Annotated in this window: 20 protein-coding genes; 12 read left to right on the forward strand and 8 right to left on the reverse strand. The window is 67.0% G+C overall.

The window, feature by feature from the left end:
• Positions 1-6: 6 nt before the first annotated feature.
• The 5 genes from QMZ16_RS05815 to QMZ16_RS05835 all read right to left on the reverse strand — a co-directional run bounded on the left by QMZ16_RS05815 (position 7) and on the right by QMZ16_RS05835 (position 4574).
• Positions 7-1218, reverse strand: a complete 1212-nt coding sequence (locus QMZ16_RS05815) for an acetyl-CoA C-acetyltransferase (RefSeq protein ID WP_282602489.1) — start codon at positions 1216-1218, stop codon at positions 7-9.
• A complete protein-coding gene (locus tag QMZ16_RS05820; protein WP_028725620.1) occupies positions 1215-1856 on the reverse strand; it encodes a glutathione S-transferase in 642 nt (213 codons plus the stop codon). The genes QMZ16_RS05815 and QMZ16_RS05820 overlap by 4 nt, the downstream gene beginning before the upstream one ends.
• A gap of 54 nt (positions 1857-1910) precedes the next feature.
• Positions 1911-3686, reverse strand: a complete 1776-nt coding sequence (locus tag QMZ16_RS05825; RefSeq protein WP_282602490.1) for an acyl-CoA dehydrogenase C-terminal domain-containing protein — start codon at positions 3684-3686, stop codon at positions 1911-1913.
• 4 nt (positions 3687-3690) lie between these two features.
• Entirely contained in the window at positions 3691-4089 is a 399-nt protein-coding gene (locus QMZ16_RS05830) for a MerR family DNA-binding transcriptional regulator (RefSeq protein WP_022706593.1), read from the reverse strand.
• Between the two features lie 107 nt (positions 4090-4196).
• Positions 4197-4574 (reverse strand): MerR family DNA-binding transcriptional regulator, encoded by a 378-nt coding sequence (locus QMZ16_RS05835; protein ID WP_022706592.1) that lies wholly within the window; start codon positions 4572-4574, stop codon positions 4197-4199.
• 126 nt (positions 4575-4700) lie between these two features.
• Here QMZ16_RS05835 and QMZ16_RS05840 point away from each other — a divergent pair, with 126 nt between their 5' ends.
• From QMZ16_RS05840 to QMZ16_RS05850, 3 genes are read left to right on the forward strand one after another with little or no spacing between them, the layout of a single operon-like run.
• Positions 4701-5144 (forward strand): PaaI family thioesterase, encoded by a 444-nt coding sequence (locus QMZ16_RS05840; protein WP_022706591.1) that lies wholly within the window; start codon positions 4701-4703, stop codon positions 5142-5144.
• 3 nt (positions 5145-5147) lie between these two features.
• A complete protein-coding gene (locus QMZ16_RS05845; RefSeq protein WP_282602491.1) occupies positions 5148-5648 on the forward strand; it encodes a PaaI family thioesterase in 501 nt (166 codons plus the stop codon).
• Positions 5645-6967: an MATE family efflux transporter gene (locus tag QMZ16_RS05850; protein ID WP_282602492.1), complete on the forward strand. Its 1323-nt coding sequence runs from the start codon at positions 5645-5647 to the stop codon at positions 6965-6967. Before QMZ16_RS05845 ends, QMZ16_RS05850 begins: the two co-directional genes overlap by 4 nt.
• A gap of 4 nt (positions 6968-6971) precedes the next feature.
• Here the strand turns inward: QMZ16_RS05850 and QMZ16_RS05855 are convergent, their stop codons facing one another.
• Positions 6972-7286 carry a DUF1476 domain-containing protein gene (locus QMZ16_RS05855; RefSeq protein WP_282602493.1) on the reverse strand — a complete coding sequence of 105 codons (315 nt, stop codon included), beginning with the start codon at positions 7284-7286 and terminating at the stop codon, positions 6972-6974.
• 130 nt (positions 7287-7416) lie between these two features.
• Here QMZ16_RS05855 and purC point away from each other — a divergent pair, with 130 nt between their 5' ends.
• The 7 genes from purC (at position 7417) to QMZ16_RS05890 (ending at position 13159) form a co-directional block, all read left to right on the forward strand.
• Positions 7417-8178: a phosphoribosylaminoimidazolesuccinocarboxamide synthase gene (gene purC / locus QMZ16_RS05860; RefSeq protein WP_022706587.1), complete on the forward strand. Its 762-nt coding sequence runs from the start codon at positions 7417-7419 to the stop codon at positions 8176-8178.
• Positions 8179-8187: 9 nt separating this feature from the next.
• Positions 8188-8430 carry a phosphoribosylformylglycinamidine synthase subunit PurS gene (gene purS / locus QMZ16_RS05865; RefSeq protein WP_282602494.1) on the forward strand — a complete coding sequence of 81 codons (243 nt, stop codon included), beginning with the start codon at positions 8188-8190 and terminating at the stop codon, positions 8428-8430.
• 109 nt (positions 8431-8539) lie between these two features.
• The gene (locus tag QMZ16_RS05870) at positions 8540-9322 is read left to right on the forward strand and encodes an amino acid ABC transporter ATP-binding protein (RefSeq protein ID WP_282602495.1); all 783 of its coding nucleotides are present in this window, start codon (positions 8540-8542) and stop codon (positions 9320-9322) included.
• 28 nt (positions 9323-9350) lie between these two features.
• On the forward strand, positions 9351-10076 hold the full coding sequence (locus QMZ16_RS05875; protein WP_282602496.1) for a transporter substrate-binding domain-containing protein: 726 nt from the start codon (positions 9351-9353) through the stop codon (positions 10074-10076).
• A gap of 48 nt (positions 10077-10124) precedes the next feature.
• Positions 10125-11003: an ABC transporter permease subunit gene (locus QMZ16_RS05880; RefSeq protein WP_282602497.1), complete on the forward strand. Its 879-nt coding sequence runs from the start codon at positions 10125-10127 to the stop codon at positions 11001-11003.
• The gene (locus QMZ16_RS05885) at positions 11000-11824 is read left to right on the forward strand and encodes an ABC transporter permease subunit (protein WP_022706582.1); all 825 of its coding nucleotides are present in this window, start codon (positions 11000-11002) and stop codon (positions 11822-11824) included. Before QMZ16_RS05880 ends, QMZ16_RS05885 begins: the two co-directional genes overlap by 4 nt.
• A 3-nt stretch (positions 11825-11827) precedes the next feature.
• The gene (locus QMZ16_RS05890; RefSeq protein WP_022706581.1) at positions 11828-13159 is read left to right on the forward strand and encodes a glutamine synthetase family protein; all 1332 of its coding nucleotides are present in this window, start codon (positions 11828-11830) and stop codon (positions 13157-13159) included.
• Here QMZ16_RS05890 and QMZ16_RS05895 read toward each other — a convergent pair.
• Positions 13102-14040 carry a LysR family transcriptional regulator gene (locus QMZ16_RS05895; RefSeq protein ID WP_282602498.1) on the reverse strand — a complete coding sequence of 313 codons (939 nt, stop codon included), beginning with the start codon at positions 14038-14040 and terminating at the stop codon, positions 13102-13104. The genes QMZ16_RS05890 and QMZ16_RS05895 overlap by 58 nt on opposite strands.
• A 134-nt stretch (positions 14041-14174) precedes the next feature.
• Between QMZ16_RS05895 and QMZ16_RS05900 the strand changes: the two genes are divergently transcribed.
• Together QMZ16_RS05900 and QMZ16_RS05905 are read left to right on the forward strand one after the other, a co-directional pair.
• Complete coding sequence (locus QMZ16_RS05900) at positions 14175-14666, forward strand: lactoylglutathione lyase family protein (protein ID WP_282602499.1); 492 nt, start codon at positions 14175-14177, stop codon at positions 14664-14666.
• Between the two features lie 69 nt (positions 14667-14735).
• Positions 14736-15332: a YitT family protein gene (locus QMZ16_RS05905; RefSeq protein ID WP_282602500.1), complete on the forward strand. Its 597-nt coding sequence runs from the start codon at positions 14736-14738 to the stop codon at positions 15330-15332.
• On the opposite strand, the gene chrA is transcribed toward QMZ16_RS05905, so the two are convergent.
• Positions 15329-16465 carry a chromate efflux transporter gene (chrA, locus tag QMZ16_RS05910; RefSeq protein ID WP_282602501.1) on the reverse strand — a complete coding sequence of 379 codons (1137 nt, stop codon included), beginning with the start codon at positions 16463-16465 and terminating at the stop codon, positions 15329-15331. The genes QMZ16_RS05905 and chrA overlap by 4 nt on opposite strands.
• Positions 16466-16512 lie beyond the last annotated feature (47 nt).

Raw genomic sequence — 16512 nt, forward strand, 5'->3', positions numbered from 1 at the left:
GATCCCTCACACGCGTTCGATGATGGTGGCCGCGCCCATGCCGGACGCGATGCACAGGGTCGCCAGACCCACGTTCTTGTCCTGACGCTCCAGCTCGTCCAGCAGGGTGCCGATGATGATCGCGCCCGTCGCGCCAAGGGGGTGACCCATCGCGATCGCGCCGCCATTGACGTTCACCTTGGCCGGATCGACCTGGAAGGCCTGCATGAAGCGCAGCACGACCGAGGCGAAGGCCTCGTTCACCTCGAAGAGGTCGATATCGCCGATGGACATGCCGCTGTCGCGCAGGATCTTCTCGGTCACGGGGACGGGGCCGGTCAGCATGATCGTGGGATCGGTGCCGATCTTGGCGGTCGCGCGGATGCGGGCGCGGGGCTTCAGGCCGTGGGCCTTGCCGAATTCCTCGTTCCCGATCAGCACGGCGGCGGCGCCGTCCACGATGCCGCTGCTGTTGCCGGCGTGGTGGATGTGGTCGATGGCGGACAGGTGCGGGTATTTCAGCATCGCCACCTTGTCGAAGCCGGGCATCATCTCGCCCATCTCCTTGAAGGCGGGCTTCAGCTTGGCCAGATCGTCGATCGTCGTGCCGGGGCGCATGTATTCGTCGCGGTCAAGGATCGTCAGACCGTTCTGGTCGATGACCGGGACGATGGACTTGTCGAAGCGGCCTTCCTGCCATGCCTGCGCGGCGCGGCGCTGGCTTTCCAGTGCCAGGGCGTCGGCCTGGTCGCGGTCGAAGCCGTATTCGGTCGCGATGATGTCGGCGCTGATGCCCTGCGGCACGAAATAGGACTTCATCGCAAGGCTGGGATCGACCGCGATGGCCGCCCCGTCGCTGCCCATCGCGACGCGGCCCATCATCTCGACCCCGCCGGCGATATAGGCGCTGCCCGCGCCGCCCTTGATCTGGTTGGCGGCCAGGTTCACGGCCTCCATCCCCGATGCGCAGAAGCGGTTGATCGACAGGCCCGGGATGCGCTCGTCCAGGTCGGATGCCAGCACCGCGCTGCGCGCAAGGCAGCCGCCCTGTTCCTTGACCTGGGTGACATTGCCCCAGATCACGTCCTCGACCGCGTGACCTTCCAGGTTGTTGCGTTCCTTGACCGCGTTCAGCAGGCGCGCGGACAGCGCCAGCGACGTGACCTCGTGCAGGCTGCCATCGGGGCGGCCCTTGCCGCGCGGCGTGCGGGCGGCGTCATAGATGAATGCGTCGGTCATATGTCCTCCTCGGTCGCCCGGTCGGATGGATTGCCGGGCATCAGGTCATAGGGGTGTTTCCAGCCGGGCAGGGCGGCGATGCCGTCCAGCCAGCGGTCGATATTCTTCCATTCGGCGCGATCGAAGCCGAAGGGCTCGGGATAATAGAGGTAACCGCACAGCGCGAAATCGGCGATGGTCGGCCCGCCGGGGGCGACCCAGTCGCGATCCGCCAGATGCGCGTCCAGCACCTTCAGCGCGGCCAGCAGGCGCCCCTGAAGGAACTCGGCCGCGCCGACGGGCCGCTTGTTCTGCGGGATGAAGTTCAGCTGGAACCGTGCCGGCCCGCCCGAGGCCGAGACCTTGTGGTTGTCGAACATCAGCCAGCGCAGCGTCTCGTTGCGGTCGGTGCCCCAGAACTTGCCGTGCAGATCCGCGACATGCATCTGGATCACCGCCGATTGCGTCAGCGTCAGGTCCCCCTCGCGGAAAACGGGCACCTCTCCCATCGGGTTCAGCGCGCGGAATTCGGGGCCGCGCGCCTCGCCGTTGAAGAAGTCGACATAGACCGGTTCCCAGTCATGTCCCGCCAGCTGCAATGTCAGCGCCGCCTTGTAGGCGTTGCCGCTTTCGCCGAAGCACCAGAGCCTTGCCGTCATCTTCCCTCCGAGTGCCGGGGGCCCGGCCCCCGGTCCGTCATGGTTTCAGGGTTCTCAGAACGCTTCCGCCTCCAGCGCCATCACGGTGTCGGCGCCCGACTGGATGCGCGCCAGGTGCGTGGCGGTCATGGGCAGCTGCCGCTTCATGTAGTAGCGCCCGGTCGCCAGCTTGGTGCGATAGAACGCCTCGTCGGCGGTGCCCGCGTCCAGCGCGGCCTGCGCGGCGACGGCCATCTGCGCCCAGACCAGGCCGAAGGTCACGTGCCCGAACAGGTGCATGAAGTCGTAGCTGCCTGCCAGCGCGTCGTCGGGGTTCTTCATCCCGCGTTCCATGAAGAACATGGCAGCGGTCTGCAGATCCTTGGACGCGGCCTTCAGCGGCGCGATGAAGTCGTCGGCCAGCGGGCCTTCGGAATGGTCCTTGCAGAAGGATTTCACCATCTCGAAGAAGGCCATGACATGCTTGCCGCCGTCCTGCGCCAGCTTGCGGCCGACAAGGTCCAGCGCCTGCACGCCGTTCGCACCTTCGTAGATCATGGTGATGCGCGCATCGCGGACGAATTGCGACATGCCCCATTCCTCGACATAGCCGTGGCCGCCGAAGACCTGCTGGGCAAGGATCGTGGTCTCCAGGCCCTTGTCGGTCATGAAGCCCTTGATGACCGGCGTCATGAGCGAGATCATGCCCTCGGCATCCGCATCATTCGCCATGTGGCTGCGGTCGATCAGGTGCGCGCCCCACAGGGCCAGCGCACGCGCGCCTTCCAGGAAGGATTTCTGGTCCATCAGGCTGCGGCGGATGTCGGGATGCACGATAAGCGGGTCGGCCGGACCGGCGGGGTTCTTCGCACCGGTGACGGCGCGGCCCTGCAGGCGGTCCTTCGCATAGGCCAGCGCGTTCTGATAGGCGGGCACCGCGCAGGCATAGCCCTGCAGGCCGACGCCCAGTCGGGCCTCGTTCATCATGGTGAACATGGCGCGCATGCCCTTGTGCAGGTCGCCCAGCAGCCAGCCCTTCGCGCCGTCATAGTTCATGACGCAGGTGGCGTTGCCGTGGATGCCCATCTTCTCTTCCAGCGAACCGACCGAAACGCCGTTGGCCTGGCCAAGCGATCCGTCCTCGTTCACGAGGAATTTCGGCACGATGAACAGGCTGATGCCCTTGGTACCCTCGCCGCCGCCGGGGGCCTTGGCCAGCACCAGGTGGATGACGTTCTCGGCCAGGTCGTGATCGCCGGCGGAAATGAAGATCTTCTGGCCCGTGATCAGATAGCTGCCGTCGTCCTGCGGTTCGGCCTTGGTGCGCAGCATGCCCAGGTCGGTGCCGCAATGCGGCTCCGTCAGGTTCATGGTGCCGGTCCAGTCGCAGGTGACCATCTTGGGCAGATAGGTCTGCTTCTGTTCGTCCGTGCCATGGGCATGGATCGCCGAATAGGCGCCATGGGTCAGGCCCTGGTACATGTTGAAGGCCATGTTGGCGCTGACGAACAGCTCGCCCACCGCGGTGCCCAGCACGTAGGGCATGCCCTGGCCGCCATATTCGGGGTCGCAGTCCAGCGCGGTCCAGCCGCCTTCCTTCATCGCCTCGAACGCCTTGTCGAAGCCTTCGGGCGTGCGGACGACGCCGTTCTCCAGCACGCAGCCCTGTTCGTCGCCGACGCGGTTCAGCGGCGCCAGTACCTCGGAGGACAGCTTGCCCGCGGCATCCAGGATCGCCTCGGTGAATTCGGGATCCAGATCGGAATGGCCGGGCAGGTCGGATTGCGACAGCTTCAGCAGGTCATGCAGCACGAATTGCAGGTCGCGGACGGGCGGTTCATAGATCGGCATGGCGTTACCCCGTGGGATGTTCATCTGTGTCGGCGACCAGCCGGCGTTCGGCATCCGCGATCTGCCTGCGCAGATCGTCGATGGCGATGCTCAGCTCGGCGTATTGACGCTCCATGTCCGCCAGGCGGTCGCGTCCCACCTCGATCGTCGCGGCGATCTGGGTGCGGTTCACGCCACCGGGTTCATAAAGCTCGAGAAGCTGCCGTATCTGTTCGAGGCTGAATCCGAACCGCTTCCCGCGCAGGATCAACGTCAGGCGCGCCCTGTCGCGGCGGTCGTAGAGACGGTGCTGCCCCCGCCGCTGCGGGAAGATCAGCTCGCGCGCCTCGTAGAAGCGAAGCGTGCGGGGCGTCACCTCGAAGGCGTCGCACATCTCTCGGATGGTCATCAGCGTGTCGGACATCTGGCGGCTTCTCCTCCTTCACCGGCTTGTCGTCCTTGGGCTGAACATATGAGCAGGTTGACGCGAACGTAAGCGAGACGCCGCGTCACGATCCGCCTGCCGCCGCGTCAGCCCATGCGGCTCAGTTCCTCGGCGGTGGCGCGACGCAGCTCCTCCAGCTCGTCGCGGGCGCCCTGAAGGTCCCTGATCTGTTCGTCCAGCACGCCCAGCTGCCGTTCGGCCATCTCGACCCAGGTCTGGTACTGTTCGCGCGATCCCTGCTTGTCATAGATCAGCAGCCACTGGCGGATATCCTCCAGGCTGAAGCCGAAGCGGCGGCCACGCAGGATCAGCGTCATCCGCGCCACCTCGCGCGGGCCATAGTAGCGAGCGCGCCCTTCCTTGCGGGGCTGCAGCAGCTCGATATATTCGTAGTACCGCAGCGTGCGCGGCGTGACGTCGAATCGTGCGCACATTTCCTTGAAACTGAGTTCGTCCCCGGTCATCCGCGCCTCCTGTGGAATTTCCCTTGGCGTCAACTTAGGCAATCGGCGAACGCATCTCAACCGAATCGACGGGGTTGAGCCTTGCGCACGGGCAGGGATATTCATTCCAAAACGACAGGAGCACCCATGTCCGAGGACCGTCCGGCCCCCGATGCCGCCCAGAGGGCCGAGCTTGCCCAGGCCTTCATCGAGCAACTGCCACATGCAAAGGCGCTGCAGATGCGCGTGGACGAGATCGGCGCGGGCCGTGCCGTCATCTCGATGCCCTGGGCCGAGCATCTGGTCGGCGATCCGCATACGGGCGTGATCCACGGGGGCGTCATCTCGGCGCTGATGGATACCTGTTCGGGTGCGGCGGTCATGTGCCATCCCAGCCAGCCGCGATCCACCGCGACGCTGGACCTGCGCATCGACTACATGCGGTCGGCCACGCCGCGCCAGCGCATCACCGCGCGTGCCGAATGCTATCACATGACCCGCAGCGTGGCCTTCCTGCGCGCCGTCGCGCTGGACGAGGACGGCGGAAACCCCGTGGCGACCGCGACCGGCGCCTTCACGATCGAGAGGTAAGCCATGGGCGATCGCAACGAACCGCTTCACCAGATCAAGTCCCGCCGCGATTCGGCGCTGAAGGCGCTTGTCGCGGGCGTGCCCTACATGCAGTGGCTGGGCGTGCAGTTCGACCGCCGCGGCGACGAGCTGACGGCAACCCTGCCCTTCGACGAGAAGCTGATCGGCAATCCGCGCCTGCCCGCGATCCATGGCGGCGTGACGGCGGCCTTCCTTGAAATGACCGCCATCATGGAACTGGCCTGGACCGCCATGTGGGAGGACATGGAGGCAGGCCGCATCGCCCCCACCGCCGAGGTGCCGGGCAGCGTGCCGCGCCTGCCCAAGACGATCGACTTCACCGTCGACTACCTGCGGTCGGGGCTGCCGCGCGACGCCTATGCGCGGGCGCGGATCATCCGGTCGGGCCGCCGCTATGCCAGCGTCCATGTCGAGACCTGGCAGGACAACCGCTCGCGGCTGATGGCGCAGGCGACGGGGCATTTCCTGATGCCCCAGCAATGAGCGGGGCCGAGCTGACCCGAAACCGGGTCCTGCATATCGCCGTGCCCATCGTGCTGTCGAACCTGACGGTGCCGATCCTGGGGCTGGTCGATACGGGCGTGGTCGGTCAGCTGGGCGCGCCCGAACCCATCGGCGCGGTGGGGATCGGCGCGGTGATCCTGGCCTCGATCTACTGGATCTTCGGGTTCCTGCGGATGGGCACGTCGGGGCTGGTGGCGCAGGCGCATGGCGCGGGCGACACCCCCGAGGTCGGCGCGCATCTGCTGCGCGCGCTGGTCATCGCCTTCGCGGCGGGGCTGGCCTTCGTCGCGTTGCAGGCACCGATCTTCTGGGCGGCCTTCCGGCTGGCCCCCGCCAGCCCCGAGGTCGAGAGCCTCGCGCGCGACTATCTTGCCATCCGCATCTGGGGCGCACCCGCGACGATCGGGCTCTATGCCCTGACCGGCTGGCTGATCGCGGTCGAACGCACGCGCGCGGTGCTGGGGCTGCAACTGCTGCAGAACGGGCTGAACGTGGCGCTGGACCTGTGGTTCGTGCTGGGGCTGGGCCTTGGGGTCGCGGGCGTGGCCTGGGCGACGCTGGTGGCGGAATTCGCGGGGCTGGGCGTCGGGCTGTGGCTGGCGCGTCCGGTCATCGCGCGGGCCATCGCCGCCGCACGCAGCGGGGCCACGCTGCTGGCGCGGGCCAAGCTGGAACGCTTCGCGCGCGTCAATGGCGACATCATGATACGCTCGGTGCTGCTGCAGGGCTGCATGACCAGCTTCCTGTTCCTGGGGGCGGGGCAGGGCGACGTGACGCTGGCCGCGAACCAGGTCCTGCTGCAATTCGTGACGCTGACGGCCTTCGCGCTGGACGGCTTCGCCTTCGCGGCCGAAAGCCTGGTCGGGCAGGCCGTGGGCGCGGGGCGCCCCGACAGGGTGCGTCGGGCATCGGTGCTGACATCGAAATGGGGGATTGGCGGCGCGGTCGTGCTGGGCCTGTTCTTCATGGCGGCGGGCGGGCCGATCATCGACCTGCTGACCACGGCACCGGGCGTCCGGGCCGAGGCGCGGCATTACCTGCCCTGGATCGGCATCGCGCCGCTGCTGGGGGCGGGGGCGTGGATGCTGGACGGCATCTTCATCGGCGCGACCCTGACACGAGAGATGCGCGTGGCGATGATCCAGTCGGTCGCGGTTTTCGTGCTGGGGGTGCTGCTGCTGCCGCCGGTGATGGGCAATCATGGGCTGTGGGCGGCGCTCATGGCGCTGAACGCCGCGCGGGCGGTCACGATGATCCGCCTCTATCCGAGGGCCGAGGCGGCAGCCGCCCCGGCCTGAACGCTCAGGCCTCGTCGGCGACCTGCCGGCGGGCCTCGGCGGTCAGCTCGGTCATCTTGGCGCGGATGGTGTCGGCATCGGCCTTGCCGTCCAGGTCGGCCGCCACCTTGCGGAACACGTCCTCCTCGCCCGGTTCCTCGAAGTCCGATGTCACCACGCTCATGGCATAGGCGCGGGCATCGTCGCCGGTCTTGCCCAGCAGTTCCGCCGCCCATTCGCCCAGCAGGCGGTTGCGGCGGGCCTCGGCCTTGAAGCGCAGCTCGGCGTCATGGGCGAACTTGGATTCATAAGCGCGTTCGCGATCGTCGAATGTGGTCATCGGACCCTCCTGCTGTCTTATCACACAGATATGGGCATGCGGACCCCGTGCAGGCAAGCCTCGTATTGCGTGTGGGGGGTGTTTCGCGATAAGGCGCGGCATCGGGGACATGCGAAAGGACGGTCGGGCCATGGCACCGCGGCGCAAGAAGATATACGAAGGCAAAGCGAAGATCCTGTACGAAGGCACTGAGCCGGGCACGCTGGTCCAGTACTTCAAGGACGATGCGACCGCCTTCAACGCGCAGAAGAAGGCCACCATCGAAGGCAAGGGCGTGCTGAACAACCGCCTGTCCGAGTTCTTCATGCAGGGCCTGACGAATATCGGCGTGCCGAACCACTTCATCCGCCGCATCAACATGCGCGAGCAGCTGATCCGCCAGGTCGAGATCGTGCCGCTGGAAGTGATCGTGCGCAATTTCGCGGCAGGCTCGCTGGCCAAGCGGCTGGGCCTGGAAGAGGGCACGATGCTGCCCCGTCCCATCGTGGAATACAGCTTCAAGAACGACGAGCTGGGCGATCCGATGGTGTCCGAGGAATATATCATCGCCTTCGGCTGGGCCACGCAGCAGGATCTGGACGACATCGTCAGCCTGGCGCTGCGCGTGAACGACTTCCTGTCGGGCGTCTTCTACGGCGCGGGCATCAAGCTGATCGACTTCAAGATCGAGATCGGCCGCGTCTGGGACAACGACTTCATGCGCCTGATCGTCGCCGACGAGATCAGCCCCGACAGCTGCCGGCTGTGGGACGTCAAGACCGGCCAGAAGCTGGACAAGGACGTGTTCCGCCGCGACCTGGGCGATCTGACGGACGCCTATACCGAGGTCGCCCGCCGGCTGGGCCTGATGCCCGCCAACACGACCAGCCTGAAACCGACCGCGATCAACTGAGAGGCCGCCATGAAAGCTCTTGTCACCATCATGCTGAAGGACGGCGTTCTGGACCCGCAGGGCGAGGCGATCCGCCACGCCCTGGGCGGCCTGGGCCACAAGGGGGTCGGCGGCGTCCGCCAGGGCAAGCTGATCGAGCTTGACCTGGATGCGACCGATCCCGAGGCCGCGAAGGCCGAGGTCGCGCGCATGTGCGAAGGTCTGCTGGCCAATACCGTGATCGAGAAGTACAGCATCGAGATCGCGCAGTAAGACCGGCTGACGCTGCGGCAATCTGCCAATATCGGCAGGTTGCCCGACATGCCCGGTTGCAAAACCGGCGCAATTCCCGCCCTATTCGCGGATGAACGACAGGAACGACATGACAGCAGACGCCGCCGCCCCGGTCATCGAGATCCGGGGGCTTCGCAAATCCTATGGCGACCTTCAGGTTCTGAAGGGCGTCTCGATGCGCGCACCGCGCGGCCATGTCATCAGCCTGATCGGATCGTCCGGGTCCGGCAAGTCCACGCTTCTGCGCTGCTGCAACCTGCTGGAGCAGAGCGAGGAGGGCGAGATCCTGTTCGAGGGGCAGCCCGTCCGCTGGAAGGGGCAGGGCCACGGTCGCCATCCGGCCGACCGCGCGCAGGTGCGCAGCCTGCGCACCAACCTGTCGATGGTCTTCCAGCAGTTCAACCTGTGGTCCCACATGACGATCCTGCAGAACGTCATGGAGGCCCCCGTCACCGTCCTGGGCGAGGATCGCGCCGAGGTCGAGACCCGCGCCCGCGCCCTGCTGGCCAAGGTCGGCATCGGCGACAAGTGCGACGCCTGGCCCGCCCAGCTGTCGGGCGGCCAGCAGCAGCGCGCCGCCATCGCGCGTGCGCTGTGCATGCAGCCCAAGGCGCTGCTGTTCGACGAACCGACCAGCGCGCTGGACCCCGAATTGCAGCAGGAGGTCGTCAAGGTCATCAAGGATCTTGCGGCCGAGCATCGCACCATGATCCTTGTGACGCATGACATGCGCCTTGCGGCGGATGTCAGCGACCATGTCGTGTTCCTGCACCAGGGCGTCATCTGCGAGGAAGGCCCGCCCGAACAGCTGTTCGGGGCCCCCAAGACCGACCGCCTGCGGCAGTTCCTGTCCGCGACGATGGCCGGCTGAACGAATAAAACCAACGGGAGAAAGACGAATGAAGAAGATCGTACTGACCGCCGCGATCCTTGCGATGGGTGCTGGCGCGGCCTCGGCCGAGACGCTGCGCATGGGCACCGAGGGCGCCTATCCTCCGTACAACTTCATCAACGATTCCGGCGAGGTCGACGGCTTCGAGCGCGAGCTGGGCGATATCGTCTGCGAGCGCGCCGAGCTGGACTGCACCTGGGTCACCAACGACTGGGATTCGATCATCCCGAACCTGGTGTCGGGCAACTACGACACCATCATGGCCGGCATGAGCATCACCGAAGAGCGCGAGGAGGTGATCTCGTTCACGCAGAACTACATCCCGCCGATCGCCTCGGCCTATGTGGCGCTGACGGACGATATCGACCCCGCGACCGCCATCGTCGCCGCGCAGGCGGGCACCATCCAGGCGGGCCACGTGTCCGAAAGCGGCGCGACGCTGCTTGAATACGCCACGCTCGACGACACGCTGGCCGCCGTCCGCAACGGCGAGGCCGACGCGGTGCTGGCCGACAAGGACGTCCTGACCCCGCATGTCGAGGAATCCTCGGGCGCGCTGGTCTTCGTGGGCGAGGACGTGGCGCTGGGCAACGGCATCGGCATCGGCCTGCGCCAGTCCGACGCCGAGCTGCGCGAGAAGCTGGACGCCGTCATCACCGAGCTGAAGGAAGATGGCACCATCAACGAACTGATCAAGAAGTGGCTTGGCGAAGACGCCACCGTCTACGAATGATCCAAGCGATGGCCGCCCCTTCGCGGGCGGCCTGAAGGAAGACCCGGTATGCTTGCCCGATGCGCCGATCCCGCCCTGCTCGAGGGGCTGCCTTGGCTGATGTGTTACCTCACATCGGGCAAGCACATGATGTTCTATGCCAGCTTCGGCACCGTGCTGCTGCTGCTGGCGATCACCGCGCCGCTGGCGCTGGCCTTCGGCTTCGGGGGCGCGCTGGCCTCGCGGTCGCGGATCGCGCCGCTGCGCTGGTTCGGCTGGCTCTATACCTCGATGGTGCGGGGCGTGCCCGACATCCTGTTCTTTCTGTTCGTGCCGATCGCGGTCGATCAGGGTCTGGAATGGCTGCGCCACAAGGCGCTGTGCGACAGCGACGCGCCGATCCGGCAGGGCAACGATTTCGTCGTCTGCGCCGCGGCCAAGCTGCCGCTCTCGACCGATCCGCAATGGGTGCACGAGGTCTATGGCTTCGCGCTGGCGGTGATGGCCTTCGCGGTGGTCTTCGGCGCCTTCGCGGCGAACGTGCTGGCGGGCGCGATGCGTGCCGTCCCCCGCGCGCAGCTTGAAACCGCCGAGGCCTACGGGCTGACGCAGCGCCAGGTCAGCCGCCGCATCCTGATCCCGCAGATGTGGACCTATGCCATTCCCGGCCTGTCGAACCTGTGGATGATCCTGATCAAGGCCACGCCGCTGCTGTTCCTGCTGGGGGTCGAGGATATCGTCTACTGGGCGCGCGAACTGGGCGGTGCCAAGACCAGCGCCTTCACCTATCCGCATCCCGACTGGCGGCTGTACTACTTCCTCGCGATCCTGGTCTTCTATCTTCTGATGACCTGGGGGTCCGAGCGTATCATCGGGCGGCTGACGCGCCGCCTGTCGTCGGGTCAGGCGACGCTTGCGGGCGAAGCCCTGCGCAAGGGGGCCGCATGACCTGCGCCGAAACCTTCTCGAACTATGCCCTGCGATCCATCGGCATGGGCGAACGCCTGCTGCCGCGATCGGATTTCGACCTGTGCCAGCAAGTCGTGCTGATCGGCTCGGGGCTGATCTGGAACCTGTATTTCGCGGTGCTGGCGCTGTTCGTCGGCTTCTTCATCGCGACGGGGCTGGCGGTCGCGCGGGCCGGTCGCAACACCCTGCTGCGCAAGCTGGCCGACGGCTTCATCTTCGTCTTCCGCGGCAGCCCGCTGTTCATCCAGTTCTTCCTGGCCTACGAGGCGCTGGTGATGCTGCCCCGCGCGGGGATCGAGATATTCGGGTTCACCGTCGCGACCAGCTGGCTGACCAAGGCCTGGGCAGGCGCGCTGATCGTGCTGATCCTGAATACCTCGGCCTATTCCGCGCAGATCTTCCACGGCGCGCTGATGTCGGTCCCCAAGGGCGATATCGAGGCTGCCGACGCCTACGGCCTTGCGGGCTGGTCGCGGTTCCGCCGCATCACCTGGCCCACCATGCTGCGCCTGGCCTGGCCCGCCTACACCAACGAGGCGATCTTCCTGTTTCACGCCACGACGCTGGTCTACTTCTCGGGCTTCCCGGCATTCCAGCAACGGGGCGACGCGCTGTACTATGCGAATTATTTCGCGGACCGCACCTTCAACCCCTTCGTGGCCTATCCGGTGGCGGCCGGGTATTTCATCGTCGCCACCTTGCTGCTGATCTGGCTTTTCGGCAGTGTGAACAAGCGCCTGAACCGACATCTTCCGGGGCAGGGCGGGCGCGTCAGGTACAGGCCCCAGCTGGTGAGATGATCCATGGAATGGTTGCGTGAACACCCCGAAGTCAAGACGATCCGCGTCGCGGCTGCAGATCTGAACGGGGTGGCGCGCGGCAAGCGCCTCGCCGCGCGTTATGCCGGCAAGCTGATGGAGGAGGGGACCAAGTTTCCCTTCTCGGTGCTGAACCTGGACATCTGGGGCGAGGATGTCGAGGACAGCCCGCTGGTCTTCGAATCCGGCGATCCCGACGGGCTGCTGATGCCGACGGAACGCGGCTTCCTGCCGATGCCGTGGCTGGACGCGCCGACCGCGCTGCTGCCCTTGTGGATGTTCCATCCCGACGGGCGCGCCTACGAGGGCGATCCCCGCCAGGCGCTTGCCCGCGTGGTCGAACGCTACGAGGCTGCGGGCCTTGTGCCCGTCGTCGCGACCGAGCTTGAATTCTTCCTGATCGACGACAGCGGCCGCCAGCTGCGCGTGCCCCCCAGCCCCCGTTCCGGCAAGCGCCGCACGGGGGGCGAGGTCCTGAGCCTGCGCGCGCTGGATGCCTTCGACCAGTTCTTCACGCAGCTCTACGAAGCCTGCGAATCGATGGACATCCCCGCCGATACCGCCATCTCCGAGGCCGGGCTGGGCCAGTTCGAGATCAACCTGATGCACCAGGCCGATCCGCTGAAGGCCGCCGACGACACCTGGCTGTTCAAGATGCTGGTCAAGGGGATCGCCCGCAGCTACGGCTTTGCCGCCAGCTTCATGGCCAAGCCCTACGAGGCGTTCACCGGCAACGGGATGCACATGCATTTCTCGGTCCTGGACAAGGACGGGCGCAACATCTTCGACGACGGGACCGAGCGTGGCACCGACCAGCTGCGCCACGCCGTCGCGGGCTGCCTGCGCGCCATGCCCGGATCGACGCTGCTGTTCGCCCCGCACGAGAACAGCTATGACCGCCTGGTGCCGAACGCGCACGCGCCCACCGGCATCGGCTGGGCCTACGAGAACCGGACCGCGGCGATCCGCATCCCGTCCTCGGGGCCGAAGGCCCGCCGGATCGAGCATCGCGTGGCGGGGGGCGACGTGAACCCCTATCTGACCATCGCGGCGATCCTGGGGGCGGCGTTGAACGGCCTGGAAGACCGGCTGGAGGCGCCCGCGCCCTTTACCGGCAACGCCTATGACAAGAACCTCGAGCAGCTTCCGACCGATTGGGGTTCCGCGATCGAGGCCTTTGCCGAATGCCCCGAGATGCGGCGCATCTTCCCGCAGCACCTGATCGACAACTATCTCATGACCAAGCGGCAGGAACTGTTCTACATGTCCGAGCTGTCGGACGAGGAGACGGTCGAGCTGTATCTGGACACGGTCTGATCCAGCAGCGCGGCGGTGTCGCGGATGATCCCTTCCGCCACCGCCAGACGACTGGGCCGCTGACGCCCCGCCAGCCCGATCAGCCATAGCGGCTGGTGCACGGGGACGGGCAGGGGACAGATCGCCAGCCGGTCGCGGCTGGAGCTGCCGTCGATGCCGCTGCGGGGCAGGATGGTCCAGCCGATCCCCTGCGCCACCGGCAGGGGAATCTGGCCGATCTGGTTCACATGCATCCGCTGGCGCAGCCTGTCGCCGCCCGGATGATCGGCGAAGTTCGGCCCCAGCAGCAGGTCCGCCAGCATCGCGGCATCCGGATGCCCGACAAGCCCGCGTTCCTGCAGATCGTCGATGCCCCCCGGGATCGACGCGTCGCGCGGCAGGATCAGGCACAGCTCCTCCTGGCCGATGGGCTGCGCCTCGATCCGGGGATGGGCCGGATCGGCATGCAGCACCCCCAGATCGAAGCGCGCGGACAGCACGCCCTCGACGATGCTGCGCTGCGGGGCGGCCTCGAGCGTGACGGACAGGTCGGGGCGGGGGGCCGCATGGGCGATCAGGCGCGGTCCCAGCATCAGCGCGAAGCTGCCCGAACAGCCGATCGCCATGCCGCCCCGGTCGGGGTCGTCGCCGCGCAGCCTGTCGCGCAGGGCGCGTTCCTCGTCGTGGCGGGCCTCGGCAAGGTCGCGCAGGGCGCGGCCCGCCTCGGTCGGGACGAACCCCTTGCCCTGTCGCAGGACCAGCTCGGCCCCGACCTGACCTTCCAGCTTGCGCAGGTGCTGCGAGACGCCGGGCTGCGTCATGTTCAGCGCCCGCGCGGCGCGGGTCGCGCTGCCGGTCCGGCACAGGATGCGGAAGGTCTCGAGCCAGGTCGCGTTCAGCATGGCAAACGTATCGTTATGAATAATGCGATGAATGATAATTTGATGTTCGCGCAGTTCAAGTCCATTTTCATCCCAGAACTTATCAGGCGCCGTGTCGCATCGCGATCCGGACCAATCACACGAAAGGAGCGATCATGTATCCTCGCAGCTTCAGCCATATCGGCCTCTCGGTTCCCGACCTCGACAAGGCCGTCGAATTCTACCGCGACGTTCTGGGTCTCTATGTCATCATGGGTCCGACCGAGGTGACCGAGGATGACAGCGACATCGGCACGATGTGCACCGATGTCTTCGGCCCCGGCTGGAACCGCCTGCGCATCGCGCACCTGGCGACCTCGGACCGGATCGGCCTAGAACTGTTCGAGTTCGACGGCAACCGTCCCCCCGAGGAGAACCTGGACTTCCGCCGCCACGGCACCTTCCACTTCGCCATCCAGGACCCCGACGTCGAGGGGCTGACCGCGAAGATCGTCGCGGCGGGCGGCCGTCAGCGCATGCCCATCCGCGAATACTTCCCCGGCGAGAAACCCTATCGCATGGTCTATGTCGAGGATCCGTTCGGCATCGTCTTCGAGCTCTACAGCCACAGCTACGAGCTGACCTATTCGGCCGGCGCCTACGACTGACGGCTGCGTCTTGCAAGGACGCGGGCAGGGCCGATAGAAGGCGGCAGAACCGATGCAGGGGGATGCCGCATGAGCCGCAGGATGGAACAGTTTCACGATGTCCAGGGCATCGCCTTCGGGATCGTGATGACAAGCCTCGGCGTGCTGTTCCTCGAATCCTGCGGACTGGTCACGGGCCAGCTTGCGGGGCTGTCGGTGCTGGCGTCATTCGCCACGCCGCTGTCCTTCGGGCTGGCCTTCTTCGCGCTGAACCTGCCCTTCTACGTGCTGGCCTGGCGCAAGCGCGGCCCGGCCTTCACGATCCGCACGCTGATCGCGGTCGCGGGCATATCCACGCTGTCGCCGCTGCTGGGGCGGCTGATCACCTTCCAGACGCTGCCCGTCCCCCTCGGCGCGATCCTTGCCGGCTGCTGCATCGCCATCGGGTTGATCGCGCTGTTCCGCCACAAGGCCAGCGCAGGCGGGATCGGCATCCTGGCGTTGTGGCTGCAGGAGACGCGCGGCATCAAGGCGGGTTGGGTGCAGATGGGCTTCGATGCCGTGATCTTCGGCATGGCGGCCTTCGTGCTGCCGCTGGACCAGTTCATGTGGTCGCTGGTCGGCGCGGTGATCCTGAACCTGCTGATCGCCTGGAACTTCCGCCTGCCGACGCCTGCGCAGCCCTAGGCGATCACCGCGCCCAGCAGCGCGCTGGCGGCGACGACCGCCCAGGGCGGCAGCCGCCACGCGACCAGCGCGAGGAAGCCCGCAAGGGCCAGCGCGAAATCGCCCATCCCGCCGATGGCCCCCGTGAAGACCGGATCATAGAGCGCGGCCCCCAGGATGCCGACGACCGCCGCATTCGCGCCCTGCATCGCCGATTGCGCGTGGGGTGCGCGACGCAGCCGGTCCCAATGCGGCAGCGCGGCCACCAGGATCAGGAAGCCCGGCAAGAAGATCGCGCTCAGCGCGATGGCCGCGCCGGGGATCCCGTCGATCGCCGCGCCCAGATAGGCCGCGAAGGTGAACAGCGGCCCCGGCACCGCCTGCGCCGCGCCATAGCCCGCAAGGAAGCTGTCCCGCCCCAGCCAGCCATTGCCGACGGTCGCCTGTTCCAGCAGCGGCAGCACGACATGCCCGCCGCCGAAGACCAGCGCGCCTGCGCGGAAGAAGCCCGTGAACAGTCCCGATCCGATCAGCAGCGGCAGCGCCAGCAGCAGTGCGAAGCCGATGGCCGCCGCCCTTGCCTGGCCGCGCGTGACCGGCATGGCGGGCGAATGTCCCCCCGGGCTCGGTTCGCCGCGGTTCAGCGCAAGCCCGGCAAGCGCGCCCATGAGGATCGCCGCGATCATGCCCACCGCCGTCGGCAGCAGCGCCAGCAGCACGACGGCAGCCACCGCGATGGCCGCCCGTTCGCGATCCGGGCAAAGGCTGCGCGACATGCCCAGCACCGCCTGCGCGACGATGGCGACGGCGACGATCTTCAGGCCCGTCAGCGCGCCACCCCCCGCGCCCCAGCCCATGGCGAAGATCGCAAGGATCAGGGCCGAGGGCAGGGTGAAGGCCAGAAACGCCGCCGCCGCGCCCCTCCACCCCGCGCGCATCAGCCCAAGCGCGAAGCCGACCTGGCTCGAGGCCGGACCCGGCAGGAACTGGCACAGGGCAACAAGGTCGGCATAGGCGCGGTCGTCCAGCCATTGCCTGCGGGTCACCAGCTCGTCCCGGAAATAGCCCAGATGCGCGATGGGCCCCCCGAACGAGGTCAGACCCAGCCGCAGGAACACGCGAAAGACTTCCGATGGGGTGCCGGGTCGGGTCATGGCTTCCTCTCGTGTCGAACGGGGCGACCATGCGCCGGGGACGGGCC

This window comes from Paracoccus sp. PARArs4 (assembly GCF_947311865.1).
Classification (GTDB): domain Bacteria; phylum Pseudomonadota; class Alphaproteobacteria; order Rhodobacterales; family Rhodobacteraceae; genus Paracoccus; species Paracoccus zeaxanthinifaciens.